The 26179-nt window shown below is 67.4% G+C and carries 28 protein-coding genes; 16 read left to right on the top strand and 12 right to left on the bottom strand.

Features of this window, described 5'->3' with window-relative positions:
* The first annotated feature begins 52 nt into the window (after positions 1–52).
* The 3 genes from AC1RP5_RS16305 (at position 53) to AC1RP5_RS16295 (ending at position 2289) form a co-directional block, all read left to right on the top strand.
* Positions 53–904 carry a TauD/TfdA dioxygenase family protein gene (locus AC1RP5_RS16305; RefSeq protein ID WP_493112194.1) on the top strand — a complete coding sequence of 284 codons (852 nt, stop codon included), beginning with the start codon at positions 53–55 and terminating at the stop codon, positions 902–904.
* Positions 901–1878, top strand: a complete 978-nt coding sequence (locus AC1RP5_RS16300) for a tripartite tricarboxylate transporter substrate binding protein (RefSeq protein WP_493112192.1) — start codon at positions 901–903, stop codon at positions 1876–1878. The genes AC1RP5_RS16305 and AC1RP5_RS16300 overlap by 4 nt, the downstream gene beginning before the upstream one ends.
* A gap of 144 nt (positions 1879–2022) precedes the next feature.
* Positions 2023–2289: a hypothetical protein gene (locus AC1RP5_RS16295; protein WP_493112191.1), complete on the top strand. Its 267-nt coding sequence runs from the start codon at positions 2023–2025 to the stop codon at positions 2287–2289.
* 37 nt (positions 2290–2326) lie between these two features.
* Here the strand turns inward: AC1RP5_RS16295 and AC1RP5_RS16290 are convergent, their stop codons facing one another.
* From AC1RP5_RS16290 to AC1RP5_RS16280, 3 genes are all read right to left on the bottom strand, one after another.
* Positions 2327–2809, bottom strand: a complete 483-nt coding sequence (locus tag AC1RP5_RS16290) for an SRPBCC family protein (protein ID WP_493112189.1) — start codon at positions 2807–2809, stop codon at positions 2327–2329.
* A gap of 72 nt (positions 2810–2881) precedes the next feature.
* Positions 2882–3994, bottom strand: coding sequence for a hypothetical protein (locus tag AC1RP5_RS16285; protein ID WP_493112187.1), 1113 nt, complete (start codon positions 3992–3994; stop codon positions 2882–2884).
* A gap of 26 nt (positions 3995–4020) precedes the next feature.
* Complete coding sequence (locus AC1RP5_RS16280; protein WP_493112185.1) at positions 4021–4908, bottom strand: hypothetical protein; 888 nt, start codon at positions 4906–4908, stop codon at positions 4021–4023.
* A 237-nt stretch (positions 4909–5145) separates the two neighbouring features.
* Here AC1RP5_RS16280 and AC1RP5_RS16275 point away from each other — a divergent pair, with 237 nt between their 5' ends.
* Positions 5146–5529 carry a hypothetical protein gene (locus AC1RP5_RS16275; protein ID WP_493112183.1) on the top strand — a complete coding sequence of 128 codons (384 nt, stop codon included), beginning with the start codon at positions 5146–5148 and terminating at the stop codon, positions 5527–5529.
* Here the strand turns inward: AC1RP5_RS16275 and AC1RP5_RS16270 are convergent.
* Genes AC1RP5_RS16270 through AC1RP5_RS16255 form a run of 4 tightly spaced genes read right to left on the bottom strand, consistent with a single transcriptional unit; the run spans position 5497 to position 8929 of the window.
* Complete coding sequence (locus AC1RP5_RS16270) at positions 5497–6108, bottom strand: LysE family translocator (RefSeq protein WP_493112181.1); 612 nt, start codon at positions 6106–6108, stop codon at positions 5497–5499. The two genes, AC1RP5_RS16275 and AC1RP5_RS16270, sit on opposite strands and share 33 nt — an antisense overlap.
* A gap of 13 nt (positions 6109–6121) precedes the next feature.
* Positions 6122–6385 carry a hypothetical protein gene (locus tag AC1RP5_RS16265; protein WP_493112179.1) on the bottom strand — a complete coding sequence of 88 codons (264 nt, stop codon included), beginning with the start codon at positions 6383–6385 and terminating at the stop codon, positions 6122–6124.
* Positions 6386–6391: 6 nt separating this feature from the next.
* On the bottom strand, positions 6392–8734 hold the full coding sequence (locus AC1RP5_RS16260) for a xanthine dehydrogenase family protein molybdopterin-binding subunit (RefSeq protein WP_493112178.1): 2343 nt from the start codon (positions 8732–8734) through the stop codon (positions 6392–6394).
* Positions 8735–8782: 48 nt separating this feature from the next.
* On the bottom strand, positions 8783–8929 hold the full coding sequence (locus tag AC1RP5_RS16255; protein ID WP_493112176.1) for a hypothetical protein: 147 nt from the start codon (positions 8927–8929) through the stop codon (positions 8783–8785).
* An 84-nt stretch (positions 8930–9013) separates the two neighbouring features.
* On the opposite strand from AC1RP5_RS16255, the gene AC1RP5_RS16250 reads away from it, so the two are divergent.
* Positions 9014–10864 carry a serine/threonine protein kinase gene (locus AC1RP5_RS16250; protein ID WP_493112174.1) on the top strand — a complete coding sequence of 617 codons (1851 nt, stop codon included), beginning with the start codon at positions 9014–9016 and terminating at the stop codon, positions 10862–10864.
* A 50-nt stretch (positions 10865–10914) separates the two neighbouring features.
* Here the strand turns inward: AC1RP5_RS16250 and AC1RP5_RS16245 are convergent, their stop codons facing one another.
* Positions 10915–11496: a hypothetical protein gene (locus AC1RP5_RS16245; RefSeq protein WP_493112172.1), complete on the bottom strand. Its 582-nt coding sequence runs from the start codon at positions 11494–11496 to the stop codon at positions 10915–10917.
* A 106-nt stretch (positions 11497–11602) separates the two neighbouring features.
* Here AC1RP5_RS16245 and AC1RP5_RS16240 point away from each other — a divergent pair, with 106 nt between their 5' ends.
* Genes AC1RP5_RS16240 through AC1RP5_RS16195 form a run of 10 tightly spaced genes read left to right on the top strand, consistent with a single transcriptional unit; the run spans position 11603 to position 20715 of the window.
* On the top strand, positions 11603–12520 hold the full coding sequence (locus AC1RP5_RS16240; protein ID WP_493112170.1) for an SAM-dependent methyltransferase: 918 nt from the start codon (positions 11603–11605) through the stop codon (positions 12518–12520).
* Positions 12521–12534: 14 nt separating this feature from the next.
* The gene (locus AC1RP5_RS16235) at positions 12535–13557 is read left to right on the top strand and encodes an ABC transporter substrate-binding protein (RefSeq protein WP_493113382.1); all 1023 of its coding nucleotides are present in this window, start codon (positions 12535–12537) and stop codon (positions 13555–13557) included.
* Positions 13558–13575: 18 nt separating this feature from the next.
* Positions 13576–14202 carry a histidine phosphatase family protein gene (locus tag AC1RP5_RS16230; protein WP_493112169.1) on the top strand — a complete coding sequence of 209 codons (627 nt, stop codon included), beginning with the start codon at positions 13576–13578 and terminating at the stop codon, positions 14200–14202.
* Positions 14203–15129: an ABC transporter ATP-binding protein gene (locus AC1RP5_RS16225; protein WP_493112167.1), complete on the top strand. Its 927-nt coding sequence runs from the start codon at positions 14203–14205 to the stop codon at positions 15127–15129.
* A complete protein-coding gene (locus AC1RP5_RS16220) occupies positions 15126–15977 on the top strand; it encodes an ABC transporter permease (protein WP_493112165.1) in 852 nt (283 codons plus the stop codon). The genes AC1RP5_RS16225 and AC1RP5_RS16220 overlap by 4 nt, the downstream gene beginning before the upstream one ends.
* Positions 15974–16783, top strand: coding sequence for an ABC transporter permease (locus AC1RP5_RS16215; RefSeq protein WP_493112163.1), 810 nt, complete (start codon positions 15974–15976; stop codon positions 16781–16783). The genes AC1RP5_RS16220 and AC1RP5_RS16215 overlap by 4 nt, the downstream gene beginning before the upstream one ends.
* Positions 16773–17912 carry an NAD(P)/FAD-dependent oxidoreductase gene (locus AC1RP5_RS16210; RefSeq protein WP_493112161.1) on the top strand — a complete coding sequence of 380 codons (1140 nt, stop codon included), beginning with the start codon at positions 16773–16775 and terminating at the stop codon, positions 17910–17912. The genes AC1RP5_RS16215 and AC1RP5_RS16210 overlap by 11 nt, the downstream gene beginning before the upstream one ends.
* Entirely contained in the window at positions 17893–18186 is a 294-nt protein-coding gene (locus AC1RP5_RS16205) for a (2Fe-2S)-binding protein (protein WP_493112159.1), read from the top strand. Before AC1RP5_RS16210 ends, AC1RP5_RS16205 begins: the two co-directional genes overlap by 20 nt.
* Entirely contained in the window at positions 18183–19592 is a 1410-nt protein-coding gene (locus tag AC1RP5_RS16200; protein ID WP_493112157.1) for an FAD/NAD(P)-dependent oxidoreductase, read from the top strand. The genes AC1RP5_RS16205 and AC1RP5_RS16200 overlap by 4 nt, the downstream gene beginning before the upstream one ends.
* Before the next feature lies 1 nt (position 19593).
* A complete protein-coding gene (locus AC1RP5_RS16195) occupies positions 19594–20715 on the top strand; it encodes an NAD(P)/FAD-dependent oxidoreductase (RefSeq protein WP_493112155.1) in 1122 nt (373 codons plus the stop codon).
* A 45-nt stretch (positions 20716–20760) separates the two neighbouring features.
* Here the strand turns inward: AC1RP5_RS16195 and AC1RP5_RS16190 are convergent, their stop codons facing one another.
* From AC1RP5_RS16190 to AC1RP5_RS16175, 4 genes are read right to left on the bottom strand one after another with little or no spacing between them, the layout of a single operon-like run.
* Entirely contained in the window at positions 20761–21705 is a 945-nt protein-coding gene (locus AC1RP5_RS16190) for a glutathione S-transferase family protein (protein WP_493112154.1), read from the bottom strand.
* Positions 21686–23578 (bottom strand): acyltransferase family protein, encoded by a 1893-nt coding sequence (locus tag AC1RP5_RS16185; RefSeq protein ID WP_493112152.1) that lies wholly within the window; start codon positions 23576–23578, stop codon positions 21686–21688. The genes AC1RP5_RS16190 and AC1RP5_RS16185 overlap by 20 nt, the downstream gene beginning before the upstream one ends.
* A gap of 34 nt (positions 23579–23612) precedes the next feature.
* Positions 23613–24410: a phytanoyl-CoA dioxygenase family protein gene (locus AC1RP5_RS16180; protein ID WP_493112150.1), complete on the bottom strand. Its 798-nt coding sequence runs from the start codon at positions 24408–24410 to the stop codon at positions 23613–23615.
* 39 nt (positions 24411–24449) lie between these two features.
* Positions 24450–24893 carry a GNAT family N-acetyltransferase gene (locus AC1RP5_RS16175; protein WP_493112148.1) on the bottom strand — a complete coding sequence of 148 codons (444 nt, stop codon included), beginning with the start codon at positions 24891–24893 and terminating at the stop codon, positions 24450–24452.
* A gap of 74 nt (positions 24894–24967) precedes the next feature.
* Between AC1RP5_RS16175 and AC1RP5_RS16170 the strand changes: the two genes are divergently transcribed.
* Positions 24968–26137 (top strand): alpha-hydroxy acid oxidase, encoded by a 1170-nt coding sequence (locus tag AC1RP5_RS16170; protein ID WP_493112146.1) that lies wholly within the window; start codon positions 24968–24970, stop codon positions 26135–26137.
* The last annotated feature ends 42 nt before the right edge of the window (positions 26138–26179 follow it).

Below are 26179 nucleotides of genomic sequence, written 5' to 3'. Positions count from 1 at the left end.
AGCCGCGTCGGGCGCACGGTCGGTAAAATTCACTCCCGGTGAGGACCCATCCATGCCGCTCTCCGTCAGGCCTCTCTCCCACGCACTCGGCGCGGAGATCCAGGGCGTCGATCTCGCCCAGCCGCTCAGCAACTCCGAATTCGACCAGATCCACCGGACCTTCCTCGAAAGCGGCATCCTGCTGTTCCGCAAGCAGAAGATCTCGCGCGAGCAGCACATCGCCTTCAGCCGCCGCTTCGGTGAACTCGACAATCACGACTCGCTGCCGCGCGACCGGCACCCCGACTATCCCGAGCTGCTGCTGGTGACGAACATCCCGGAGAAGGACGGCAAGCAGTCGGCGTCGAAATATACCGGCCAGCAGTGGCATTCGGACATGTCGTTCACGCCGGTGCCGTCGCTCGGCTCGCTGCTGCGCGGCATCACGATCCCGCCGGTCGGCGGCGACACGATGTTCACCAACATGTACCTCGCCTACGACACGCTGTCGGACGGGATGAAGAAGATCGTCGAGGGGCTGCACGGCATCCATACCGGCAGCCGCAAGGTCGACGATCCGAACTCCGATCGCGAGAAGGAGCAGCGCAAGATCAATCCGCCGATCGCCCAGCCGGTGGTGCGCGTGCATCCCGAGACCGGCCGCAAGGCGCTCTATATCGGCGAGAAGGTCTCGTGCTTCGTCGACATGACGCCGGAGGAGAGCCGGCCCCTGATCGACTATCTGGTGCGCCACGCGACCCGGCCGCAGTTCGTCTATCGCCACCAGTGGCAGCAGGACGACATCATCCTCTGGGACAATCGCTGCACCATGCACATCGCGCTCGGCGACTATCAGGAAGGCCAGATCCGCCACCTCGAGCGCACCACCGTCAAGGGCACACCGTCGGGATACTATCTGCAATGAAGCGTTCGTCTTTCCTGCGGGGCGCCGCCGCCCTCGCGCTCGCGCCGTCGGTCGCGCCCGCCATCGTCCGCGCCCAGGGCGCGTACCCCGACAAGCAGATTCGCATGGTCATCCCGTTCGCCGCGGGCGGCACCACCGACCTGATGGCGCGCGCCGTCGGCCAGCATTTCGCGCAGGCCTGGGGCCAGCCCGTGGTGGCCGACAATCGCGCCGGCGCCAACGGCGTCGTGGCGGGCGAGATCGTCGCCAAGGCGCCGGGTGACGGCTACACGCTCAGCGTCGTGGCGATGGGTCACGCGATCAATCCGCTGATCTACAAGAAGCTGCCCTATGACGGCGTGAACGATTTTACGCCCATAAGCCTGCTCGCGACCTTCCCGCAGCTCGTGCTGGTGCATCCGTCGGTCAAGGCCAACACGCTGCCGGAGCTGATCGAGCTGGCGAAGACCGCACAGCCGCCGCTCACCTATGCCTCGGGCGGCAACGGCTCCTCGCAGCATCTCGCCGGCGCGCTGTTCGCGCACATGGCCAAGCTCAACCTGACGCATGTCGCCTACAAGGGCGGCAATCCGGGGCAGCTCGACCTGATGGCCGGCAACGTCAACATGATGATCACGCAGCCCAACTCGAAGGAGCTGATCACCACCGGCAAGATGCGGGCGCTGGCCGTCAGCTCGGCCAAGCGCAGCCAATACTATCCCGAGCTGCCGACCGTGGCCGAAGCGGGCGTGCCCGGCTACGAATCCGTCGCCTGGTACGGGTTGCTGGGACCGAAGGGCATGCCGCCCGAACTGGTGAAGAAGATCGCCGACGAGACGGTGAAGGCCTGCGCGACCGAAGGCGCGAAGTCGGTGGTCGCCAGCCAGGGCGGCGACATGGTCGCCGGTACGCCGGCCGAGTTCGCCGATTTCATCACCGCCGAACGCAAGCGCTACGAGGCGATCGTGCGCGAAGCGAATATGACCGTGGAATAGGTCGCACCTGTCATCCTGAGCGTAGCGAAGGATCTAACGCTAGCAACGGAGTCCTTTGGTCGCTCTGTGAGGTCCTTCGCTGCGCTCAGGACGACAATTAAAGGCGACAGTTAGCGCGTGCCCGGGGGCGGTGCCTGACGGTTGGTGTCGGAGCCGACGCCGGGCTGGCCTGCGCTCGGTGCGCCGGGCGTGGTCGGCGACGGGCTGACCGGTGAGGCGGCCGGCGGCGAGGCGGGCGGGCTCGTCGGAACGGTCGGTGAGGTGCCGGCCGGAGCGGGCGATGTCGACATGCCGCCGCTGCTCGAACCCGGCCCGCCCGTTTGGGCGTGCACCGTTCCTGCGATGGCAACGCAGGCAAAAATGGCGATGAGGGTGTTCCTGATCATCGGATCCTCCGAGGGAGTGTTTTGAACTCAACCCCCGGAGGACGCGGTCGTTGCATGGACCGTCAGAGTGTCGCGGCCAGCGCGGCGAGCTGGTCGGCGCAGATGCCCCAGCCCTGATGGAAGCCCATCTTCTCGTGCATCTCGCGATCCTCGACCGTCCAGTGCCGGACGCGCGCGGTGTAGAGCGTCTTGCCGTCCTTGTTTTCGAAGGTGAGGATCACCGTCATGAACGGCTTGGCCGAAGGCTGCCACGCCTCGGTGAAGGCGTCGGTGAACACCAGCCGCTCGTTCGGCACGACCTCGAGATAGATGCCGCGATTGGGCATGTCCTGACCGTCGGGCCCGCGCATCACGATCAGGTTGGCGCCGCCGGGACGCACGTCCATCTTGGCCTTGGGCGTGATGTAGGGCTTGGGCGCGAACCACTGCATCAGCAGCGCCGGCTCGGTCCAGCAGCGGTAGAGTTTTTCGCGCGGCACATCGATGAGGCGCGTCAGGACGAGTTCGCGGTCGTTGGCGGCGGCGGCGGCAGGCGTGGCGGTCATTTCAGGCTCCTGTGAGGTCGTTCTGTCCCAAGGACGAACGGCGTCGCCCCGTCCCGACACTGCTGTCGAATTTTATTCGCGAGGGCCGTAGGAGCCCGGCGTCACGCCGCCATATTCATGGCTGACCCGGCCGTTCCAGCCGTAGCCGACATAGCCGCCGGCGGCGTCGTAGAGGTAGTCGAAGCCCTCCAGGAACATGCGGCCGGTGTTCACGAAGATGGTGGCGTCGTGCACCACCTCGACCCGCTCGGGATGGAGCGGGTTGCCGCGGCGGCCGACATGGAAGGTGTAGAAGGCCGGTTGCGGGCGCTGGCGGTCGGGCATCAAAAGCTCGATGCGCGTGCCCTCGGGCGCGCGGCGGCCGCGCTCCAGCCCGGTGCCCTGCGGCGGAGACAGGAACATGTAGTCGATGCCGGTATCCATCAGCATGGTGCCGCGACCGGTGACGCCGTTGACCGAGACGGTCATGGGCGCGCCGTTCCAGTCGGGAATGCCGGCCGGATGCGCCTTGGGCGTCAGCTTCACGAAGGCCATGTGGCGCGTCAGCTCAGGCGTCATGCCGAGATGCACGCCGGTGCGCGTGATGACATAGCCCTGCCGCACCGAACTCACCGGCCGGCCGGAGGCGAGCGAGACGAGGCTCACGAACGGGTTTTTGGGCGAGGTGTTGTCGGCGGTGGCCTGGGCCTTGCCGCGGTCGAAGCCGATGCCCATGAAGCCGACGTTGCGCGGCTCGTTCTCCGGGCGACAGTCGCGCGCATGTTCGAGACAGGTGATGCGATTGACGCGCAGGACCTGGACGCGCGCCGTGGCGACCGGCGTGTGCTCGTTGCGACGGATCACGACGTCGGTCAACCAGTGCTCGCCCTCGAGAACGCGGCCGCTGCTGTTGTAGACGAGGCGTCCCGGACCCTGGGAGACGTCGTTGGGGCCGGGAATGAAATGCTCGGCCGAGGTCACGATGCCGGTCGAGCCGGTGTCCATGCCGAACCAGCGCGGCCGGGCGCCGTTCAGGCTGAGCCAGATCTGCGGCACGTGCGCCATCGAGATATGGCCATTGGCGAACGGGATCTCGATCGCTTCCAGCCCTTCGTAGGCGCGCCACGGTTCCTGCGCCTGCGCGCCGGCCAGGGTCGACAGGCAGAGCGCGAAGGCAGCGGCCAGGGTCTTCAGCGGGCGGGACATCGGGAGGTCTCTCTTCACGTGGATCGTCATTCGGGCAGATCGAAGTCGCGGTTGCCGGGCTTGATGCCGACCTTCGTGAACCAGTCGGGGCCGAGCAGGCTGGTCGGCTTGCCGGTGCACTTCAGGTTGGCGACCTGCTTGCCGTCGCGCTCGACGACCATGCCGGCCTTCTCCTGCGTCTCGCCGCGCGGTCCCCACTTGCCGATACCGGTGTAGACGACGAAGCCGATGGTCGCGGTCGAGACACGCAGCCACGCGCCGCCGCCGCCGGAGAAGGAGAGCGTGTCGCCATTGGCCGCCTGTGGCGGCGGGATCTGGGCGGCCGGAAGCGTGAGATCGATCGGAGTTTTCGCGTCGGGATTGCCGGTTCGGTACTGCACGTAACCCTTGGCCGGCGCGGCATCCTTCGAGGCACAGACCGACACCAGCTTGATGGGGCTGGTGTAGCAACTGAAGACGACCGTCTCCGCCGTCGTGCAGAAGGATGTCTGCCTGTTCGCCTGCTGGGCGGGAGTGGGCGCCGGAGGGGCGGGCGGCGGAGGCGGCGGCGGGTTCGTCCCGATCGTCGTCGGCTTCACCGCGACGACCAGCACGACCATGTCGCTCTTCTTGCAGTCGGGGTCGCCCTGGCAGGATGGCGACTGAACGCGCGTGGCCCTGTAGGTGAGCGCAAGGCGCTTGCCCTTCAGCGACTTTTCCTGCGCGCACAGTTCGAAATCCGCTGGCTCGCGGAAGGGCCGGCCGCGATCGTCCTCGAACCTGATGAGGCAGAACGTGTCGCCGTTCTCGAACGACACGGGTATGCCGAACGCATGCTTGGTCATGCCGCCGATGGAAACGGTATCCTGCGCGACGGCGGGAAGGCTTGTGAGCAGGGCGGCTGCGAGAACGCCCGAACGGAAGAGGGTACGCACGGCAGACTCCGGGGCTGAATCGGATGCCGGAGTCATAGACGAGTGAGCCGAAAAAGTCGCGTAGGCAACGCAAAAGACCCGCTCCAGCATATGCCGGGCGGGCCTTTACGAGCTCACCGGTACATCCGCGGTTCAACTCGTGCGCTTTAGGAACGCCGACCACAGGGAATGGTTGCCGGAGCCTTTCGAGTCACAAGATGGACGCAACTATTGCAGCGCACCTATCGTTGATCCTGCATGAGCGAGAGCAACACCCTCGAGGACATCAGTCCCTACCTGGTCCTGGGCCAGGCCGACGACGGCGGGCAGCCGATCGTCGAGACGGCACGTGCACTCCACGACCTGATCGTCACCTTTCCACCGCAGGGCCACTATTCCGTCCGCACGGTGGAGGATGAATGCGGTCCGGCGATCCATTGCGCCTTCGAGCGCAAGATCGACGCCGACCGGCTCGCCAAAGCCGTCGGTGCGATCGAGGTGGCGCGCTACGAAAACTATCGCAGCGAGCGCGCCTTCTTTCTCGACGCGAAGGCGACCCGCGCGATCCGGCGTGCTATCGAACGGCGGAGATCGGGCTTCGACGGAGCCCTATCGCTCCGTCAGGGCGAGCTTGGCGCCTAACGCCACGAAGGCGGCGGCGAAGGTCCGCCTCATCCAGGTGACGATCGCGGGGCGCGACAGGACCTGACGGCGTACCGACGCCGCGAACAGTCCATAGATAACGAAGACAACGAACGTCGCGAGCATGAATACGCCGCTGAGCGCCAGCATGTCGGGCAGCGCGTTGGGATCGTCGGCGTGCACGAACTGCGGCAGGAAGGCGAAAAAGAAGATCGAGAGCTTGGGGTTGAGCAGGTTGATCAGCACGGCATGAACCGTCACCTGCAGGTCCGAGCGCGGCGCCTCGTTGCTTTCGAGGCTGAGCGGCCCGCGTTCGCGCCAGGCGCTCCACGCCATGTAGAGCAGATAGGCGACGCCGGCATACTTGAAGATGTCGAAGGCGAGCGCGCTGGCATGCAGCAGCGCCGCAAGTCCCAGGATCGCCGCGGCGAGATGGGGCACGATCCCCAGGGTGCAGCCGAACGCCGCCACGACGCTGGCGCGTGGTCCTCGGGAAAGGCCGGCGGCCAGCGTGTAGAGCACGCCGGTGCCGGGCGAGGCCACGATGACCAGTGTCGTGATCAGGAATTCGACCGACACCGGGAGCCGCCGGCTAGAGAATGCCGAACAGGCGCGCGACGCGCTGGACGGCGCCCCAGGCCGGATCGAGCGTTGCAAAGGTGCGCGCCATCTCGTTGGCGTCGTTGAGTAGCGCCTTCAGCTTCACGTCGCTCGGCTCGTCCTTCTCGGCTTCCAGTCGCGCTTCCTCGAAGAGGGCGCGCAGTTCGCGCATCTCCTCGCTGTAGTCGGCATCGATCGCCTTCACCGAATCGGCGAGGGCGGAGGCGAGGGTCGGGTCGTTCGCTTTGTCGGTCATGCTTTTCTACGCTGCTTTCCTGGCACGATGGGCATCGATGGCGGCCCACAAAGACGACGCCGTGACCGGCATATCAATATGCTTCAGGCCGGTGTGCGGATAGATCGCGTCGACGATGGCGTTGATCACGGACGGCGGCGCGCCGATCGCGCCGGCCTCGCCCGCGCCCTTCACGCCCAACGGATTGGTCGTGCACAGGCTGTTGTGCATGTCGAATTTCACATGCGGCACCACGTCGGCACGCGGCAGCGCGTAATCCATGAACGAACCGCTCATGAGCTGGCCCGAGTCGTGATCGTAGATCGTCTTCTCGGTCAGCGCCTGTCCGACGCCCTGTCCGACGCCGCCATGGACCTGGCCCTGCAGCAGCAGCGGGTTAAGCGCCGTGCCGAAATCGTCCATGATCGAATAGTTCAGGATCTCGAGCGTGCCGGTGTCGGGATCGACTTCCAGCTCGCAGACATGGCAACCGTTGGGGAAGGTCGCGGCCTCGGGCGTACGCGTGAACGCATCGTCGAGGCCGGGCTTGCCGCCCTCCGGCACATGCTTGGGATCGCGGGCGGCGCGCGCCACGTCGAACAGGCTCATCGTGCGGTCGGTGCCGACGATGCGGAAAGTGGCGTCGGCATATTCGATGTCGCCCGCCGCCGCTTCCATCGCCGACGCGGCGACCAGCTTGCCCTTCTCGATGATGTTGTCGCTGACGCCCAGCACGGCGGCACCCGCGACCGGGATCGAGCGGCTGCCGCCGGTCATGCCCTCGGGCGTGAAGTCCGAATCGCCCTGCACGATGCGGATGCGATCGGCATCGACGCCGAGCCGCGCCGACATGATCTGCGTGAAGGCCGTCTCATGGCCCTGGCCATTGGTCTGCACGCCGACGAACACGGTGATCGTGTCGTCGTCGTTGAACTTCGCGATGGCGCTCTCCGGCGCGCCGCCCGAGCACTTCTCGACATAGGTCGCCATGCCCATGCCGCGCCATTTGCCTTTGGCCAGTGAGGCGGCGCGGCGGGCAGGGAAGCCCTTCCAGTCGGCCTTCTCCATGCCCTTCAGCATCACGTTGTCGAAGTCGCCCGAATCGAAAGTGTCGCCCAGCGCCGTGTTCCACGGGATCTGGTTCGGCTTCACGAGGTTGCGCTTGCGAATCTCGGCCGGTCCCAAGCCGGTCTCACGGCCGATATGGTCGACGAAGCGCTCGAGCAGATAGGCGGCCTCCGGACGGCCGGCGCCGCGATAGGCATCGGTCGGCACGGTGTTGGTCATCACGCCCTTCACGTTCACGTAGATCGTGGGCGTCTGGTAGAGGCCGGCCAGCATGCCGCTGCCCGCCATGGTCGGGATGAACGCGCCGAAATGGCTGAGATAGGCGCCGAGCGCGGCATGCGTGGTGACGCGCAGGCCGAGGAACTTGGCTTCCTTGTCGAGCGCCATCTCCGCCAGCGAGACGTGGTCGCGGCCTTGCACATCCGACAGGAACGCCTCCTGGCGATCGGGAATCCACTTCACGGTACGCTTCAGCGCGCGGCTGGCCCACACGACCAGCGGATATTCCGGATGCACGAAGATCTTCATGCCGAAGCCGCCGCCCACGTCGCCAGTGCGAACGCGCAGCTTGGACTGGCCGATCTTCAGGATCATGTCGGCAACGACGGGGCGGATGACGCTGACGCCCTGCGAGGAGACCCACAGCGTCGAGCGGTCGTCAGCCGGGTCGTACTCGCAGATGGCGCCGCGCGGCTCCATCGAATTCACGACCAGGCGGTTGTTCACAATCTCGAGCTTCACGACGCGATCGGCCTTGGCGAAAGCCGCTTCGGTGCGCGCGCGGTCGCCCATCTCCCAGTCGAAGACGAGGTTGTCCTTGATGTGGTCGTGGACCAGCGGCGCGCCGGGCTGCGCCGATTCGAAGGTGCCGACCGTGTGCGGGCGCGGCGCGTAGTCGATCTCGATCAGCTCGGCGGCGTCCTTCGCCTGCTCCAGTGTCTCGGCGACGACCAGCGCCACCGGATCGCCGACATGGCGGACGCGGCCCTGGGCCAGCATCGGGCGGGGCGTCTCGCCCCGGGGCGTGCCGTCGCGGTTGGTGACGGGGACGAGGCAGGGAAGGTCTCCGTAGCCGGCTACCTTCACCTCCTCGCCGGTCAGGACCAGCAATACGCCGGGCGCAGTCTTCGCGGCCGAGGTGTCGATGCTCTTGATGTCGGCATGGGCATGTGGCGAGCGCAGCACGTAGGCGCGGGCGGCCGGGGCCGAAAGCTTGGTGTCGTCGGTGTAGCGACCGCCGCCTGTCAGAAGTCGCGGGTCCTCGACCCTGCGCACAGACTGCCCGATACCGAACTTCGCCATGAAATTCCTCCGTGTTGTCCGGAGGTTAGCTCGCCTCTCGGGGTGTCGCTACAGGATCGTCCAGACGAATCCGGCCACGACGACGAGGATGCCGGCGCCGAGACCGAGCCAGGTTCCTGCCGTAGGCACGCGGATTTCCGACTCGTAGAGAGCGGGTTCCGGGGTTTCGTCGAGGATCTTGAAGGCCTGTGCCATGGATGACTCCACTGCAATTTCCTCTGGCGGGTATCTGAGGAACGCCAGCCTTCCCAGATCGTTGCTGTGAGGGGCAGGAGTGACATGCATATCAAGGACGACGATTCGGGCCAGAAGCCCGCCGATAAACCTGCCGGGTCGCCTGCCGCTCCGGCCGAAGCCGTCGTCGACTATGTGGCGCTGGCGCCGGGACGGGTGGTCGGCCGCTACGAGGTCCTGGAAGTGCTGGGGCAGGGTGGCTTCGGCATCACCTATCGCGTCCGCGACACCCAACTCGACCGCGAAGTGGCCCTGAAGGAATACCTGCCGCCGGCGCTTGCGGTTCGCCAGGATGGCGCGTCGGTCCTGCCGCGTTCCACCGAGGTCGCGGAGGATTTCTCGTGGGGCCGCGAGCGCTTCGTGGCCGAGGGCCGGACATTGGCCAGCCTTCATGACGCGCCGGCGATCGTGAAGGTCTTCGACTTCGTCGAGGCCAACGGCACGTCCTACATGGTGATGGAGCTGGTGCGTGGCGGCACCCTCGAGGATCGGGTGAAGAGCCGCGGTCCGCTCTCGTCGCACGAGGTCGAGACGTTCCTGCCGCCGCTGCTCGAGGGGCTGCAGCAGGTCCATGCGACCGGCTACCTGCATCGCGACATCAAGCCCGGCAATCTCCTGCTGAGCGAGGCCGGCGTGCCGACCTTGATCGATTTCGGCGCCGCGCGCCTGGCGATCGCCGGCCGCTCCTCGACCATGACGGCGATATTCACGCCGGGCTATGCCGCGCCCGAGCAGTTCACCACCGGCAAGCAGGGGCCGTGGACGGATATCTACGGGCTGGCGGCGACGCTGCATCACGCCATCACCGGCAAGGCGCCGCCCAGCGCTTTCGATCGCCTGCTGGAGGACACCTACCAGCCGCTGACCGGCCTCCAGCTCTCGGCGTTCCCCCAGCAGCTTCTCGCTGGCATCGATGCGGGCCTGGCCGTGCGCTTCGACGAACGGCCGCAGTCGATCGCCGCGTGGCGGGCATTGCTGGGCGGCGCGATGGCGGACACGGAGGCGACGGTGGTCATGCCGCAGCCGACGCTGCCGCCGACGCCACCCACACCGCCGACACCACCCACCCCTCCGACGTCACCCACCCAGCCGGTGGCCCTTGCGGTCACGCCACCGCGTCGCTGGAAGCCTGCGTTGCTGGCGGCGGCGGCCGTCGTCGTGCTGGCGCTGGGGGGCGCGTACTACGCCGTCGCGCCCAAGCAGACCGCTGAGAGCGCGCCCGCCGCGCCACAGGCCGCGGCTGCCACCACGCCCACGCCGGAAGTCGATCCGGCGGTGGCCGCGCGCGAGGGCGAGGAGGCGCTGCAGCTCATCACCGCCGACCGCCAGCGCATCCAGACGGTGCTGACCTCGCTAGGTTACGACACGCGCGGCGCCGATGGCACGTTCGGCCAGCGCTCGCGAGAGATGATCGCGGCCTGGCAGAAAGCCAAAGGCCATGCCGCGACGGGCTATCTCACCGCGGCCCAAGTCCCGGCTCTGTTTCGCGAAGCTCCGGCGCCGGCCGCGCCTGGTGCGCGCACACCTGGCTCGATGACAGCACCGCAAGCATCCTCAGCCGCGCCGAGGGCCACCGGCTCGCATGACGGGGTCTATGGCGGCGGCATGTCGACGACCGGCATGGCGGAGGTGCCGGGGGTGGTGACGGCGGAACTGAGTATTGCCGGCGGCCAGCTGATCGGCCGCATCAACCATCCGGGATGCGGGACCTCGGCACTGTCGCTCGCCGTGTCGCCGAACGGCGACATTTCCGGAGCCGGAAAAGCCTATGAGAGCCAGGATTGCTCCATGGTCTCCTTCACCGCGACCGGCCGGGCGGCCGGTGACAGTGTGATGCTGGAACTGCGCACGACCAGCGGCGTGATGCGCGGCAGCCTGACCCGCCGCGGCGGCTGAACTCCCGGAGCCGGTGAGCCCCGGGAGCGCAGAACCGTCTCTTTGAGTCGTTACTTCTTCGGCGTGATCGCCACGACCAGCACCGACGTGTCGATGGCGGTCAGCTTGTCGCCGGTCTTGACCCGGGGAAGCTGCGCGCGGCCTTCCGGCGTCGCCGCCGAGTAGGTCTGCACTTCGCCGCCCGTGGGATTCACGACCGAGATCGTGCCGGCCGAAGCATTGACGCCCGTCACCCACCAATTGGCGACGGTCTGGTCGGCCTTGACGCCGGCGGCGCTGTTGTTCGACGTGGCGGCGGCGGTGACGCTCATGTCGCGGTCGCGCGGCGTGCTGGCGTTCGGGCCGGACAGCACGAAGGTCAGCTTGTTCTCGAACGCGGCCGAGACGGCGTCGCCGACCTTGCTGGTGTCCATCTTGACGCCGGGGCTGACGTTGGCCGTCAGTGAACGGCCGGCCGGGCCGGTGAAGGTCACGGTGCGCTTGGTCGTGTCGATCGCGGTGATGGTCGCGTCGATGGAATAGGTGGTGACCGTCGAGATGCCGACGATCGGCTGGCTCTGCGCGAACGCGGCGCCGGCGGTCGCGAGCGACCCTGCGAGCGCGGCGGCGATCAGGAACCGTTTGGTGAACATGACTCTCTCCCTCCGTTGATGAATAACGCTAGCATGGGGTTTGACGGATTTTCCATGGCCGGCCTGTTACATTGATATTGATTATGTTCAATCTTCGAGAGACTGCGTGACCACGGCCTATCTCGCCGTCGATGGACTGGAGAGCCAGTTGCACGAGGAACTGGCGCGGAACGGCGTCGAGATCCGCGCGACGCACGGCCGTCTCCTCCTGTCCGACGCGCCGCCGGTGCAAGCGGCATGGGCCGCGAACATCTGGCACGACTGCATCGAGCTGCCGGTCGCCTCGATCGGCACGGCGGCGAAGTCGCTACGCGACATCCAGCGCAACTGGGCCATGTACGCACCGCTCCATCATCGTCGCGCGGCACTCATCCAGGAGAAGCTGCCGCACGTCTCGGCCAAGCCGGTGGTCTTCCCCACGGCCGCGCCGACGGCGCCGCTCGGATCGTGGACCCTGCTGGCGCCCGACCGGATGCTGGCGGCCGCTGCGTGCAGCTCGCCCTTCGCCAACGGCGAGGTCGAGCTGATCGAGGACAAGGTCGGACCGCCGAGTCGCGCCTACCTGAAACTGTGGGAGGCGCTGGTGCGCCTGCGCCGCTGGCCGCAGCCGGGCGAACGCTGTCTCGATCTCGGCGCCTGTCCGGGCGGCTGGACCTGGGTGCTGGCCAAGCTCGGCGCGCACGTCATTGCCATCGACAAGGCGCCGCTCGACCCCAAGGTGGCGGCGATGCCGGGTGTCGAATGGCGCGGCGAGAGTGCGTTTGCACTGGAACCGGCCAGCATCGGCCCGGTCGACTGGCTGTTCTCCGATATCATCTGCTACCCGGCGCGGTTGTTCAGGCTGGTCGAGAAGTGGCGGGCCTCCGGGCTGGTGAAGAACTTCGTCTGCACCATCAAGTTCCAGGGCGAGACCGACCACGAGACGGCCGCGGCCTTCGCCGCGCTGCCGGGGGCACGAGTCCTGCATCTGCATTACAACAAGCACGAGCTGACGTTCATGCTATGCTTTCCAGAGGGGAACTGAGGGAGTTGGGAATGCTGAAGTCCATCCGCATCGCCGCCGCGCTGATGGTGCTGGCCGCGCCTGCCTTCGCGCAACAGAAGACGCTCACCGTGGCCGCCTATGGCGGCGTCTGGGACAGCCACCTGCGCAAGGAAGTCTTTCCCGAATTCGAGAAGAAGCACGGCGTGAAGGTCGAGTATGTCGCCGGCAACTCGACGGACACCTTGGCCAAGCTGCAGGCCCAGAAGGGCAACCAGGTGATCGACGTCGCCATCATGGACGACGGCGTCATGTACCAGGCGATCCAGCTCGGCTTCTGTGCGCCCATCCAGGGCATGGACAAGAGCGAGCTCTATCCCGCGGCGCTGTTCAAGGACGACAAGGCGGTCGCCGTCGGCCAGACCGGCACCGGCTTCATGATCAACACCAAGGTCTTCAAGGAGAAGGGCTGGCCGATCCCGACTTCGTGGAACGACCTCAAGGATCCGAAATTCAAGAAGCAGCTCGTGATCCCGCCGATCAACAACACCTACGGGCTCTACACGCTGATGATGTTCGCCCGCATGAACGGCGGCGGCGAGAAGAACATCGAGCCGGGCTTCAAGGTGATGAAGAACGACGTCAACCCAAACGTGCTGGTCTATGAGCCGTCGCCCGGCAAGATGACCGAGCTGTTCCAGTCGGGTCAGGCCAACATCGCGGTGTGGGGCACCGGCCGCGTGCAGGCCTTCGCCAACACCGGCTTCCCGGTCGACTTCATCTATCCGAAGGAAGGCTCGCCCATCCTGCTCGCCTCGGCCTGCCCGGTCGCCAAGGCCTCGGTCAATCCGCTGGCCCACGAGATGATCAAGCTGCTGGTGTCGGCGCCGGTGCAGACCGGCATGGCCAAGGAAATGGGCAACGGCCCGGTCAACACCAAGGTCGACGTCAACATGCCGGAGCTGAAGATGGCGCCGGTCGGCGAGCGCGCCAAGCTGATCATCGCGCCCGACTGGGACGCGATCAACGCGGCCCGCGACGACTGGACCAAGCGCTGGAACCGCGAGGTCGAGCGCTAAGCCTCAGAGAGAGTCGTCGTGCATCATCCCGTCTATGTGTTTCGCCATGGCGAGACTGTCTGGAACGCCGAGAAGCGCGCACAGGGCATTCTCGATTCACCGCTGACCGAAGCAGGGCGTGAGCAGGCCCGCGCCATGGGCCGTGCCCTCGCGAGGGAACTGCAAGCCGCCGGTCATGCGCCTGCTGATGTCGTCGTGCGGTCGAGTCCGCTCGGCCGCGTGCGCGAGACCCTGGCGCTGGCCGCCGAAGAGGCGGGCCTGCGCCACGACGAAGAGAGTTTCGACCATCGCCTGCGCGAGATGAGCTGGGGCGACTGGGATGGACTGACGGGACCGGAGATCGAGGCGCGCTGGCCGGGACAGATGGCGGCGCGGCGGCTCGATCGCTGGCGCTACGAGCCGCCGGGCGGCGAGAACTACATCATGGCCGCGGCCCGCGCCCAGGCGGCGCTGGACGACATCGTCGAGCTGGCGCAGCAGCGCCCGGTCGCCGTATTCGCGCACGGCGCCATCGGGCGTGTGTTCCGCGGGCTGTTCCTGCGCGCACCGGAGGCCGAGATCCTCGACATGGACCAGCCGCAGGACGCCTTCTACCGGCTGCATCGCGAGACGATGGATCGCATCGCCTCGCATCGAGCCGACTAGATGGCGTTCCTCGACCTCGAGAAGCTCACCAAGTCGTTCGGAACGCACAACGCCGTCGACGGGCTGACGCTCGGGGTCGAGAAGGGTGAGTTCGTGGCGCTGCTCGGCCCCTCCGGTTGCGGCAAGACCACGACGCTCCAGATGATCGCCGGCTTCGTCGAGCCGACGTCCGGCGCGATCCGCCTCGGCGGCAAGGACCTGCTGGCGGTGAAGCCCGCCAAGCGCGGCCTCGGCATCGTGTTCCAGAGCTATGCGCTGTTTCCGCACATGACGGTGGCGGAGAATGTCGGCTTCGGCCTCGAGATGCAGGGCGTCGCCGCGGCGGAGCGCAAGACCCGTGTCGGCGAGACGCTGGAACTGGTCGGGCTGGCTGCCTTCACGACGCGCTTTCCGCGCCAGATGTCGGGTGGGCAGCAGCAGCGCGTGGCGCTGGCCCGCGCGCTGGTGATCCGGCCGCAGGTGCTGCTGCTCGACGAGCCGCTTTCCAACCTCGACGCCAAATTGCGCGAGGGCATGCAGATCGAACTGCGCCAGATCCAGCGCACGGTCGGCACGACGACGATCCTGGTGACGCACGACCAGGCTGAGGCGATGGCGCTGTCGGACCGCATCGTGGTGATGAACCAGGGCAAGGCCGAGCAGATCGGCCCGCCGCACGAAGCCTACGAGCGTCCCGCGACGCCCTTCGTCGCCAATTTCCTCGGCAAGACCAACCTCGTGAACGGCGCCACCGTGCGGCCCGAGCGCATCTCGTTTGCGGCCGCCGGTCTTCCCGGCACGGTGCGCACGCGCATCTTCCAGGGCAACCACTGGCTCTATCAGGTCGAGACCGCGTCGGGTCTCGTGACGGTGATCCGCCAGAACACCGGCGAGGCGATGCCGGGCGAGGGCGATGCGGTGCATCTCGGCTGGGAGGGCCGCGCGTGAAGGCGGCGCCGTACTTCCTCTGCCTGCCGGCGCTGGTCCTGTTCGCCGGCGTCGTGATCGTGCCGCTCGGCATGACGGTGCTGCTCTCGTTCCACGACTGGGGCCAGTACAAGGGCATCGAGCCGGTCTTCATCCTGAAGAACTGGCAGGAGGTATTGGGCGACTCGTACTTCCACGAGATGTTCGCGCGGACCTTCCGCATCGCCTTCTTCGTGACCCTGCTGGCGGCGCTGTTCGGTGCGCCGGAAGCCTACATCCTGAACCGCATGCGCAGCCCCTGGCGCGGCATCTTCCTGCTGGTGATCCTGGGCCCGCTGCTGATCTCGGTGGTCGCGCGCACGCTCGGCTGGGCGCTGCTGTTCGGCGGCAATTCGGGTCTGGTGAACAAGGCGCTGATGGGCATGGGGCTGATATCGGCGCCGCTGCCCTTCATGTTCACCGAGACCGGCATCGTGGTCGCTCTGGCGCATGTGCTGATGCCCTACATGGTGCTGGCCGTCTGGGCCTCGCTGCAGCGGCTCGATCCGCAGATCGAGAACGCGGCGGTGGCGCTGGGGGCGGGGCCCTTCACCGTGCTGCGCCGCATCGTGTTGCCGCAGGTGATGCCCGGCATCCTCTCGGGTGCGGTGATCGTTTTCGCGCTGGCCGCCAGCGCCTTCGCCACGCCCGCCATCATCGGCGGCCGCCGTCTCAAGGTCGCGTCCACGCTGGCCTACGACGAGTTCCTGAACACGCTGAACTGGCCGCTGGGCGCCGCCGTCGCGGTGCTGCTGTTGCTGGCGCTGGTCGCCATCGTCTGGGGCGCCAACCGGCTGGTCGAACGCCGCTACGCGCAGGTCTTCGCATGAGCCGCAACGGCCCCATTGCGCTGGCCTACCACACGCTGTTCGTGACCTTCATGCTGGCGCCGATCCTGGTCGTCTGCTGGGTGGCCTTCACGCCCGAGGGCTTTCTGTCGTTCCCGACGGATGTCTGGTCGTTGCGCTGGTTCTATGCGATCGCGCGCTACCCGGAGTTCATCTCGGCCTTCTGGCGCAGCCTGTGGCTCGGCGCGATCTCCTCGGCGATCGCAGTGGCAATCTCGGTGCCGGCGGCGCTCGCCATCGCGCGCTACCGCTTCCCGGGCCGCGAGGGTCTGACGGCGCTGTTCATGTCGCCGCTGATGATCCCGCATCTGGTTCTGGGCATCGCCTTCCTGCGCTTCTTCACCCAGATCGGCCTCGGCGGCACCTTCACTGGCCTCGTTCTGTCGCACATCGTGGTCGTGCTGCCCTTCGCGCTGCGCCTCACGCTCGCCTCGGCGGTCGGGCTCGACCGTTCGATCGAGCATGCCGCGGTGTCGCTCGGCGCTTCGGAAAGCACCGTCCTGCGCCGCATCACCCTGCCGCTGGTCCTGCCGGGCCTCGTCAGCGGCTGGGCGCTGGCTTTCATCAATTCGTTCGACGAGGTCACGATGACCGTGTTCATCGCCGCACCCGGCACCGAGACGCTGCCGGTGCGCATGTTCCTCTACATCCAAGACAATATCGATCCGCTGGTGACCTCGGTGTCGGCCTGCGTCATCGCCGTCACCGTGTTGGCGCTGCTGGTGCTCGACCGCGCCTTTGGCCTCGAACGCCTGCTCGTGGGAAGGAGCGCCGGTCATGGCCGCTAACGCAGGAACAGGCGACGAATTCGATGTCGCCGTGGTGGGCGGCGGGCTGGTCGGCGTCGCCACCGCCTGGGGCCTGGCGCGCGAGGGCTGCAAGGTCGTCGTGCTCGACGAGGGCGACCGCGCGGTGCGTGCCAGTCGCGGCAACTTCGCGCTCGTTTGGGTGCAGAGCAAGGGGCTCGGCCTCGCGCCCTATGCCGGCTGGACGATCCGGTCCTCGAATGCCTGGCGTGGTTTCTCTGACCTGCTCAAGCAGGAGACTGGCCTCGACGTCTCGTTCCAGCGGCCCGGCGGCTTCCATCTCTGCCTGTCGGAGAAGGAACTGGAGACGCGCGCCAACAACCTGAAGCGCCTGCACAACCAGCCCGGCATCGTCGACTACAAGACCGAGATCCTGACCCACGACCAGGTCAAGGCGATGCTGCCTGACATCGGGCCCGAGGTGGTGGGTGGCAGCTTCTGCGAACTCGACGGCCACGTGAATTCGCTGCGCTTGTTCCGCACCCTGCACACCGCGCTCAACGCACGGGGCGTCACTTACCTGCCGAGCCATCGGGTCGAGAACATCGTCCGCGAAGGCGGCGAGTTCCGGCTGTCCACGCCGCACGGCGAGATCCGCGCCGCCAAGGTCGCGCTGGCCGCCGGCAACGCCAACATGCGGCTGGCGCCGATGGTCGGGCTCGAGGCGCCGATGAAGCCGGAGCGCGGCCAGATCGTCGTCACCGAGCGGCTGCGGCCGTTCCTCAATCATCCTGTCGTTACGCTGCGGCAGACCGACGAGGGCACGGTGATGATCGGCGATTCCAAGGAAGAGAGCGTCGATCCGAGCGGCCTCACGATCGGCGTCAGCGCCACCGAGGCTGAAAGGGCGGTGCGCCAGTTCCCGCTGCTCGCCAACGTGAACGTCGTGCGCACCTGGAGCGCGATCCGCGTCATGACCCAGGACGGCTTTCCGATCTACGACGAATCCAAGACCCATCCCGGCGCCTTCACCGTGTGCTGCCATTCCGGCGTCACCCTGGCCGCCAACCACGCGCTCACCATTGCGCCGATGATCGCGCGCGGCGCCCTCGACGCCTCGCTCGTCGCTCCCTTCAGTGCCCGGAGGTTCCATGTTCAAGCGGCTGGCTGACAGCAGCCCTGCGGTCGGCATCACCGTCGACGGCAAACCCGTCGCGGCACGCGCGGGCGACACGGTCGCGGCGGCCCTGATCGCCGCGGGCATCGACCATTGCCGCACGACGCCCGTCACGGGCGCGCCGCGTGCGCCCTATTGCCTGATGGGCGTGTGCTTCGACTGCCTCGTCACGGTCGACGGCGTCGGCAGCCGGCAGAGCTGCCTGATCCCGGTGCGCGAGGGCATGAAGGTCGAGACGCAACTCGGTCGCCGGGAGGCGGGGCGATGACCGCGGCGGCCGATCTCGCTTCGTCCTACGATCTCGTCGTTATCGGCGGCGGCCCGGCGGGCCTCGCCGCGGCGGCGCTGGCCGCGCGCGCGGGCGTGTCGACGGTGCTGTTCGACGAGAATCCCGGCGTCGGCGGGCAGATCTATCGCGCCATCACGTCGACGCCCGTGAAGGATCGCGCGATCCTGGGCGAGGATTACTGGGACGGCACGAAGCTCGCCAACGAGGCCAAGGCCAGCGGCGCGCTGATCGTGAACGGCGCCACGGTATGGAGCCTCGACCGGCAGCGCATCGTCGGCGTCTCGATCGCGGGCAAGGCGCGCATGATCGAGGCCGGCCGCGTGATCATCGCCACCGGTTCGCAGGAACGGCCGTTCCCGATTCCCGGCTGGACCCTGCCGGGTGTCATGACGGCCGGTGGCGCGCAAACCGCATTGAAGGCGCAGGGGCTGGTCGCCTCGGGCCGCACCGTAATGGCCGGCAGCGGCCCACTGCTCTGGTTGCTGGCGGCGCAGACCTTGCGCGCCGGCGGCAAGATCGACGCCATCCTCGACACCACGCCGCGGCGCAACTGGCTGCAGGCGATGTTCCATCTGCCCGACTTCGCGCTGTCGCCGTATTTCGCCAAGGGGCTGGCGCTGCTGCGCGAGGTCCGCGCCAAGGTGCCGATCCATCGCGCCGACTCGATCGAGGCCGTCGGCACCGACCGGGTGCGCGAGGTCGTGTTCTCGGGCGGCGGCGAGACGCGTCGCCTGCCGGTCGACCTGCTGCTGTTGCACCAGGGCGTCGTGCCCAATGTGAACCTCGCCAACGCCGCGGGCGTGGCGCATGTCTGGAACGACCGTCAGCTCTGCTTCGTGCCCGTGCTCGACACGGATTTCGGCAGCTCCGTGCCCGGCATTGCCGTGGCGGGCGACGGCGCCGGCATTGCGGGCGGCACCGCCGCCGCCGAACGCGGTCGCATCGCCGCCATCGCCGCGGTGCGCGCGCTGCGGCCCGACGCGACCCTGCCGGACACGCAGGCCATCCGCCAAACCTTGCAACGCGAGGAGATGGGGCGCTCCTTCCTCGACTGGCTGAACCGGCCTGCCGACTCGTTCCGCCAACCCGAGGGCGACACGATCGCCTGCCGCTGCGAGGAGGTCACCGCGAAGCAGGTGCGCGACACAGCGCGGATGGGCTGCGAGGGACCGAACCAGATGAAGGCGTTCCTGCGCTGCGGCATGGGCCCGTGCCAGGGCAGGCTGTGCGGTCTCACCATCACCGAGCTGATCGCGGCCGAGCGCGGGACGACCCTCGACGAGGTCGGCTACTACCGCCTGCGCCCGCCGGTGAAGCCGATCACGCTTGCCGAACTCGCCTCGCTGCCGATCAGCGAAGCCGAGCGCAAGGCCGTGGAGCGCTAGGATGGCCCGCACCGCCGATGTCGTGATCATCGGTGGCGGCATCCATGGCTGCTCGACGGCGCTGCACCTGGCGCTGCGCGGCCTGAAGCCGATCCTGATCGAGAAGGACTATGCCGGCCGCCATGCCTCGGGCGTGAATGCGGGCGGCGTGCGCCAGCTCGCGCGCGACATTCATGAGATCCCGCTGTCGATCTCCTCGATGGACATCTGGGAAGGTATCGAGGAGCTGGTCGGCGACGATTGCGGCTTCGAGGCGCACGGCACCGTGCTGGTGGCCGAGAGCGACGCCGAGCTTTCGGGCTTCCGCGAGCGGGTCGACGATCTCAACTTGCGCGGCTTCGTGCACGAGGAGCTTATAGACGCCGCCGAGCTGCGCCGCCTCGTGCCGGCGGTGTCCGAGCATTGCCCTGGTGGCGTGGTCTCGCGCCGCGACGGCGCCGCCGATCCGTTCCGCACGACGCAGGCGTTTCGCCGTCGCGCCGTCGAGAAGGGTGCGGAGGTCGTCGAGGGCGTGACGGTCACCGGCCTCACGAAGGTCGGCGCCAACTGGCGGGTCGAGACGTCGGCCGGTGCGTTCGAGGCCCCGAAGATCGTCAACGCCGCCGGCGCCTGGGCCGACCGCATTGCCGCGATGCTGGGCGAGCCCGTGCCGCTGAACGTCGTGGCGCCGATGCTGATGGTGACCAGTCGGCTGCCCGCCTTCATCAAGCCGGTGGTGATCCTTCGCGGCCGCAAGCTCTCCTTCAAGCAACTGGAGAACGGCACCGTCGTGATCGGCGGCGGCCATCTCGCGACGCCGTACCGCGACAGCAACGAGACGGTGCTCGACTGGCAGAAGCTCGCGATCAGCGCGCGCACCGTATGGGAGCTGTTCCCGGCAATGCACGAGGCCACCATCGTGCGCGCCTGGGCGGGCATCGAGGCCTACATGCCCGACGGCATTCCCGTCGTCGGCAAGAGTTCGACCTCGGAAGGCGTGTTCCACCAGTTCGGCTTCTCGACCCACGGCTTCCAGCTCGGACCGGGCACCGGTGCGATGATGGCGGAGTTGGTGGCGACGGGTTCGACCAACACGCCGATCGACGGGCTCGGCATCGAGCGGTTCCAAAGTCCGTCGTCCTGAGCGAAGCCGCCCGCAGGGCGGCGCAGTCGAAGGACGACGGGTAGATCAGGCCTTCCGCCAGTCGTACCCCAGCCGCGGGAAGTGCACCGCGACCTGGCCGACTTCGTCGTTCTCGCACAGCAGCGAGATCTCGTCGGCGTCGATGAAGGTCACCTCGCCCTCGATCCAGTCCTTGGCATTGTCGTTGGCGCGCACGCGGGCGCGCTGGCCGGGGAGGGGATCGCCGTCCTGCGGCTGCGAGGGGCGCGGCGTCGCAGGCGTCGCGGCGCACGCCTCGGCCAGCGCCACGTCGGCATCGATGTTGGTGCGGTTGCCGTGGCCGATCGCGGCCATGCGGTCGCGCCAGGCGATCAGGCGCGGATAGGGATCGAGTTCGGGCCGGCAATCGATCGGGCGCGCGCCCAGGAACCAGACCACGGAGTAGGCCGAGAAGTCGGCGATGCAGGGCGCGTCGCCCAGCAGGTAAGGACGGCCGTCGGCCAGCATGCCGGCGAGCCACTTGAGCTGCGGCCGTATGACGTGGAGGTTCCGGGGCGCCGCCTTGCGCACGGCATCGACCGACGGAAGCGGCACACCATGGACCTGGGCGCGATCGGCGTGCAGGCCTTCGGGCATGTTGTCGGCGTTGATGCCCGACACGTAGAGCGCCGTCGGCCGCATGAATTGCTGCTCGGCCCACCAGGAAACGACATCCGCCGTTCCCGCTGTCGCGACGGGGAACAACGAGGGCTGCGGCGTGCGCCGTTCCAGCTCGCGCGCGATCAGCTTGGTATCGCACCACACGTCGGCGCCGTCCTGCAGCACCGGCGCGCGGCGATAGCCGCCGGTCAGCGGCGTCAGCTTGGGCTTGGGGGCGATGGGCGGCGTCTCGACGGCGCGCCAGGCGAGGCCCTTGAAGCCCATCATCGCGCGGGCTTTTTCCGCGAAGCTCGAGAAGTCGTACTGGTGGAGGATCAGGGAACGCGGGGGCTCAACGCTTGGCGGCGACACTGGCGAAGGTTTCCTTGAACATGGGGGCGATGCGCCGGGCGGCGATCTGCGTCACGTGATTGTCGTCAAAATAGTTGGGCCGTCCATCGGTGTCGGTCGCACAGGTGCCGTTCGCACACAGCAGGGGTTCGGGCGACAGGATGGTGACGGTCTGCGGATGGCGCTCCTTCAGCCCGGCCAGGATCCTGCGCAGGCCCTCGATCTGTTCGCGGTAGTCGCTTTGCGGGAGGGTCGCGGTCGATGCGTTGCGGTCTTCCAGCGCGACCTTCGCCCGGTACGACGGATGCTGCGTCTTGGAGATCGGCGTGCGCTCGACGAAGGCGATGCGCAGGCCGGCCGCCAGGATTGCGTCGGCATTCCCTTCGAAGGCCGCCACGTCCTCGCGCGGCGTCGGCGTCCAGGTCGACAGCGAGATGACGGTGGTGATGTTGCGCGCCTTCGCCGCCTCGAGCAGCGACTGCAATTCGGCCGGCGTGCTCCACTTGCCCGGACCGAACTGGCCGATGAGGTTGCGGGCCTTGCGCGCGTAGTAGACGGGCACGCCATAGGAATTGCCCATGGCGGCTAGCACGTCGAGATACTGGTCGGCGTGCGAATCGCCCAGGACGAGGATGCCCGGACCCGGAGGCGCTGTGTTCACGAGGCAGATTCGTTCCAGCGGATGGAGGATCTGGTCGACCAGCGGGCATCGGCCCGAGACGCGGTCCTGCTCGGCGGAGAACAGCACGGCGATCCGGTCGGGATAGCGGAACGTCGCGCCGTTGGTGGCGAGGATCACCGTGCCGACGGCCAGGGTCGCGAGCGACACGGTGCAGAAGGCGCGGAACAAAGCGCGCCGATTGGCGATCACGGTGCGCGAGCGGATCGGCGTCTCGACGAAGTGATAGGTCAGGCTCGCCAGCACGACGGCGAGGATCATCGCCAGCGTCGATTCGAAGGCATTGGGCGGACGATCCATGACGGTGGCGAGCAGCGAGAGTGGCGGCCAGTGCCAGAGATAGAGCGGGTAGGAGATCTTGCCGATGTAGCGGACAGCCCGGATCCGCAGGAGGGCGAAGTGGCCGGTGTTCAGCTCGATCAGCGCCAGCGCCCAGGCGGTCGCGCTGCAGGCGACCAGCGTCTGTGCCGTCGTGGCGAGCCCGGCCTTTCCCGTCGGGATGAACGGCACGATGGCGATGATGCCGATTGCCAGAAGGGACAGGAGGGGCCGCGACTGCTCCGGGCCCTCGCGATACTTGCGCACGATGCAGAAGGCCAGGATGCCGAGGCCGAGCTGCCAGAGCCGGCCGGGCAGGAGGTAGAAGGCGGTGCGCGGCGAGAGGCCGGTCGTGTCGACGGCGAAGTAGAAGAGCAGCGACAAAGTGGGCACGCCGATGAGCAGCGGCCAGAACAGCCGGCGCCGTCCCGCCGTCAGCAGGAAGAGGCCGCCGAAGACCAGGTAGAACTGTTCCTCGACCGCCAGGCTCCAGGTGTGCAGCAGCGGCTTCTGCAGCGGCAGGGAGAAGTAATCGCCGACGCTCCAGTAGTAGAAGTTCTGGACGTAGAACGGCTGGGCGATCAGCGACTGCGCGAGGTTCATCAGGTCGCGCGGCATCAGCAGGAAGAAGGCGGCGGCGGTCGTGACGCCGACAGTCAGGAACAGCGCCGGCGCCAGGCGGCGGAAGCGGGCGGAATAGAAGTCGGCCAGGCTCGCGCGCTTCTCGAGGATCGGGAAGAGGTAGGCGCGCGAGATGACGTAGCCCGAGATGACGAAGAAGATGTCCACGCCCAGGAAGCCGTTGGGCACGAGCTTCGGATAGGCGTGGAACAGGACGACCAGTGTCACCGCGATGGCGCGGAGCGTGTCGATCTCGGCCAGATAGCGGCGAATCAAATTACAGACGTTTCCTGCAGGCGCGATCCTTGTATCACGCCGCTTTCAAAACCCCGTCGTCTGCCTCGAGCGGGAGGGGATTCCAGTTGCGCGACACGACCCAGTCCGGCCGCGGGTTGTCGCTGAGCGCGGGCTTGTTGGCGACCGTGTTGCACGAGACGTAGATGTGCCAGCGGTCGTCGGCCGAGAGGTTGTGGCCGGAGGCGTGCAGGACGTTGCAATGGAACAGCACGCAGGTGCCGGCCTGGCCGGTGACGGCGATCGGCTCGGGCGAGTTCTTCAGGATCTCGATCATGCGCTGCTTGGGCATCGCCCAGAACTTGTACGAGGTCGATTCGTCATAGACCGGCTCGATGCGGCCGATCTTGTGGCTGCCCGGGATGAGGTAGAGCGCGCCGCCCATCTCCGTCGTGTCGGTCATCATCAGGTTGAAGGTCGCCATGTCGGGACGGCGGCAGCCGTCGCGCATCCACGAGCCGTAATCCTGGTGCCACTGCCAGACCGTGCCCTCGATGGCGGGCTTGGTGTTGATCTTGGTGTGATAGACGTAGACGCCGTCGTCCTTCAGCACCTGCTGCACGGGCCGCAGCAGGCGCGGCGTGCGGACCAGCGCGTGGAAGGGTTTGGAGCGGGTCGGGCCGTCATCCTCATGGACGCGGAAGATCGTGCGGACGCCGCCGGTATGCTCGCGGACGACCTCTTCGCTCTGCACGCCCGAGAGCCGGGCGACCTCGCGGCGCAGGACGGCGACCTCGTTGCGGTCGAACAGATTGGGGAAGACGAGGAACCCGTCGCGATCGAACTGTTCGACCTGCTGGTCGGTCAACTCCATGACGCATCCTCCGTTTCGTTTCGTTTCGACAACGCTAACTCAAGGGTCCATCACGTAATAGACCTTTTTCTCACGCCGCATGCCGAGACGGTCGTAGAAGCGCTGCGACCCGGAGTTGCCCTCGCCGGTGGTCCAGATCACCCGCGAGCAGCCGCGCTCCCGGGCGAGCGCCTGGATGGCCTCGATCAGCTTCTCGCCGACCCCGGCCGACCGGGCCTCGCCGGTCACGTAGAGCTCCTTCAGGAACAGGCCGTGGGTGAGGTTGGGCGCCGGGAAGAAGGGGTTCAGGATGGCGAAGCCTAGGAGCTTCCCGTCGCGTTCCGCGACCAGGCACGTCGTGCCGCCTGGCGGCGCGGCGGTCAGGAAGGACGCCCCGGCGGCGCCCGCCCCCTCGGCGACGGGGTTGCCGTAGTGACGCTCGTGATCCTCCAGAAGGAAGGCGAGCTGGGCTTCGTCGCCCGGTCTTGCGTGCCTGATTTGCATGGCGAGTCCCCTAACACCGCTGGCCCGCAGCATCAAAGAACGGCAAAATTGGCGTCAAGCGGGAGTCATAATCAATGGAAGACGTCGTCAATATCGAGGACCTGCGCAAGCTCGCGAAGAAGCGGCTGCCCAAGATCGCCTATGATTTCATCGAGGGCGGTACCGACGACGAGGTCGGCCTCACCACCAACGAGCAGGCCTTCCGCAAGGCGCGGATCGTGCCGCGCTACCTGGTCGACGTCTCTGTGCGCGACCAGTCCACGACCCTGTTCGGCCGCAATTATTCCAGCCCCATCGGCATCGCCCCCACGGGCCTCGCCGGCCTGTTCCGGCACGGCGCCGACCTGATGCTGGCCGAGGCCGCGCGCGACGCCAACGTGCCGTTCATCATGTCGGGCTCCAGCACCGGTTCGATCGAGGATCTCGGCAAGCTCGCCCCCGACCATGGCTGGTACCAGCTCTATTCCGCCAAGGACCAGAACGTCTCGGAAGACCTCATCAAGCGCTCGGCCGACGCCGGCCTGCGCACCCTGGTCTTCACGGTCGACGTGCCCGAGGGCTCCAACCGCGAGCGCAACACGCGCAACGGCTGGACGCGCCCGCTCAAGCTCACCTGGAAGAGCAAGTTCGAGGCGCTGACCCATCCGGCCTGGATGATGCAGTGGCTGAAGCACGGCACGCCCTATTTCTCGAACTGGGCGAAGTATGCCGGCCCCGACGCCTCGGCCGACAAGGTGGCCGACATGGTGGCCTACCAGAACCGTGCGCCGATGAGCTGGAAGGACGTCGAGCGCTTCCGCGAACTGTGGAAGGGCAACTTCGTGCTGAAGGGCATCATGCATCCCGACGACGCGATCCGCGCCCATTCGATGGGCGTCGACGGCGTCATGGTCTCCAACCACGGCGCGCGCCAGCTCGACCTGGCGCCGTCGCCGCTCGAGGTACTGCCGGCGATCCGCGACGCGGTCGGCGACAAGATGACGGTGATGTTCGACGGCGGCGTCCGCCGCGGCCTCGACGCCATCATCGCGCTCTGCATGGGCGCCAAGTTCGTGTTCGTCGGCCGCCCCACGCTCTATGGCGTGACGGCGGGCGGCATCCCGGGTGCGGCCAAGGCGCTGCAGATCTTCAGGCGCGAGGTCGACATCAGCATGGCGCAGATCGGCGCCACCAAGATCTCCGATCTCGGCCCGCAATACATGATGTGGAAGGACGAGGAGGATCTGCGCCGCAACCGGCGCTGATCTGCGCTATAGTCCTCCCATCGCGCTTCGGCGCGAGGTCCC

The organism is Reyranella sp. GW821-FHT12G01 (assembly GCF_058806575.1).
Note: the sequence above shows the minus strand (reverse complement) of the source record. Positions and strands in the feature narration are given on the sequence as shown.

Excerpts from the sequence above, each read along its gene's own strand:
- AC1RP5_RS16305 (WP_493112194.1), top strand. The coding sequence starts at position 53 with ATGCCGCTCTCCGTCAGGCCTCTCTCCCACGCACTCGGCGCGGAGATC.
- AC1RP5_RS16300 (WP_493112192.1), top strand. The coding sequence starts at position 901 with ATGAAGCGTTCGTCTTTCCTGCGGGGCGCCGCCGCCCTCGCGCTCGCG.
- AC1RP5_RS16290 (WP_493112189.1), bottom strand. The coding sequence starts at position 2,809 with ATGACCGCCACGCCTGCCGCCGCCGCCGCCAACGACCGCGAACTCGTC.
- AC1RP5_RS16285 (WP_493112187.1), bottom strand. The coding sequence starts at position 3,994 with ATGTCCCGCCCGCTGAAGACCCTGGCCGCTGCCTTCGCGCTCTGCCTG.
- AC1RP5_RS16275 (WP_493112183.1), top strand. The coding sequence starts at position 5,146 with ATGAGCGAGAGCAACACCCTCGAGGACATCAGTCCCTACCTGGTCCTG.
- AC1RP5_RS16265 (WP_493112179.1), bottom strand. The coding sequence starts at position 6,385 with ATGACCGACAAAGCGAACGACCCGACCCTCGCCTCCGCCCTCGCCGAT.
- AC1RP5_RS16260 (WP_493112178.1), bottom strand. The coding sequence starts at position 8,734 with ATGGCGAAGTTCGGTATCGGGCAGTCTGTGCGCAGGGTCGAGGACCCG.
- AC1RP5_RS16255 (WP_493112176.1), bottom strand. The coding sequence starts at position 8,929 with ATGGCACAGGCCTTCAAGATCCTCGACGAAACCCCGGAACCCGCTCTC.
- AC1RP5_RS16250 (WP_493112174.1), top strand. The coding sequence starts at position 9,014 with ATGCATATCAAGGACGACGATTCGGGCCAGAAGCCCGCCGATAAACCT.
- AC1RP5_RS16245 (WP_493112172.1), bottom strand. The coding sequence starts at position 11,496 with ATGTTCACCAAACGGTTCCTGATCGCCGCCGCGCTCGCAGGGTCGCTC.
- AC1RP5_RS16225 (WP_493112167.1), top strand. The coding sequence starts at position 14,203 with ATGGCGTTCCTCGACCTCGAGAAGCTCACCAAGTCGTTCGGAACGCAC.
- AC1RP5_RS16215 (WP_493112163.1), top strand. The coding sequence starts at position 15,974 with ATGAGCCGCAACGGCCCCATTGCGCTGGCCTACCACACGCTGTTCGTG.
- AC1RP5_RS16210 (WP_493112161.1), top strand. The coding sequence starts at position 16,773 with ATGGCCGCTAACGCAGGAACAGGCGACGAATTCGATGTCGCCGTGGTG.
- AC1RP5_RS16205 (WP_493112159.1), top strand. The coding sequence starts at position 17,893 with ATGTTCAAGCGGCTGGCTGACAGCAGCCCTGCGGTCGGCATCACCGTC.
- AC1RP5_RS16200 (WP_493112157.1), top strand. The coding sequence starts at position 18,183 with ATGACCGCGGCGGCCGATCTCGCTTCGTCCTACGATCTCGTCGTTATC.
- AC1RP5_RS16195 (WP_493112155.1), top strand. The coding sequence starts at position 19,594 with ATGGCCCGCACCGCCGATGTCGTGATCATCGGTGGCGGCATCCATGGC.
- AC1RP5_RS16180 (WP_493112150.1), bottom strand. The coding sequence starts at position 24,410 with ATGGAGTTGACCGACCAGCAGGTCGAACAGTTCGATCGCGACGGGTTC.
- AC1RP5_RS16175 (WP_493112148.1), bottom strand. The coding sequence starts at position 24,893 with ATGCAAATCAGGCACGCAAGACCGGGCGACGAAGCCCAGCTCGCCTTC.
- AC1RP5_RS16170 (WP_493112146.1), top strand. The coding sequence starts at position 24,968 with ATGGAAGACGTCGTCAATATCGAGGACCTGCGCAAGCTCGCGAAGAAG.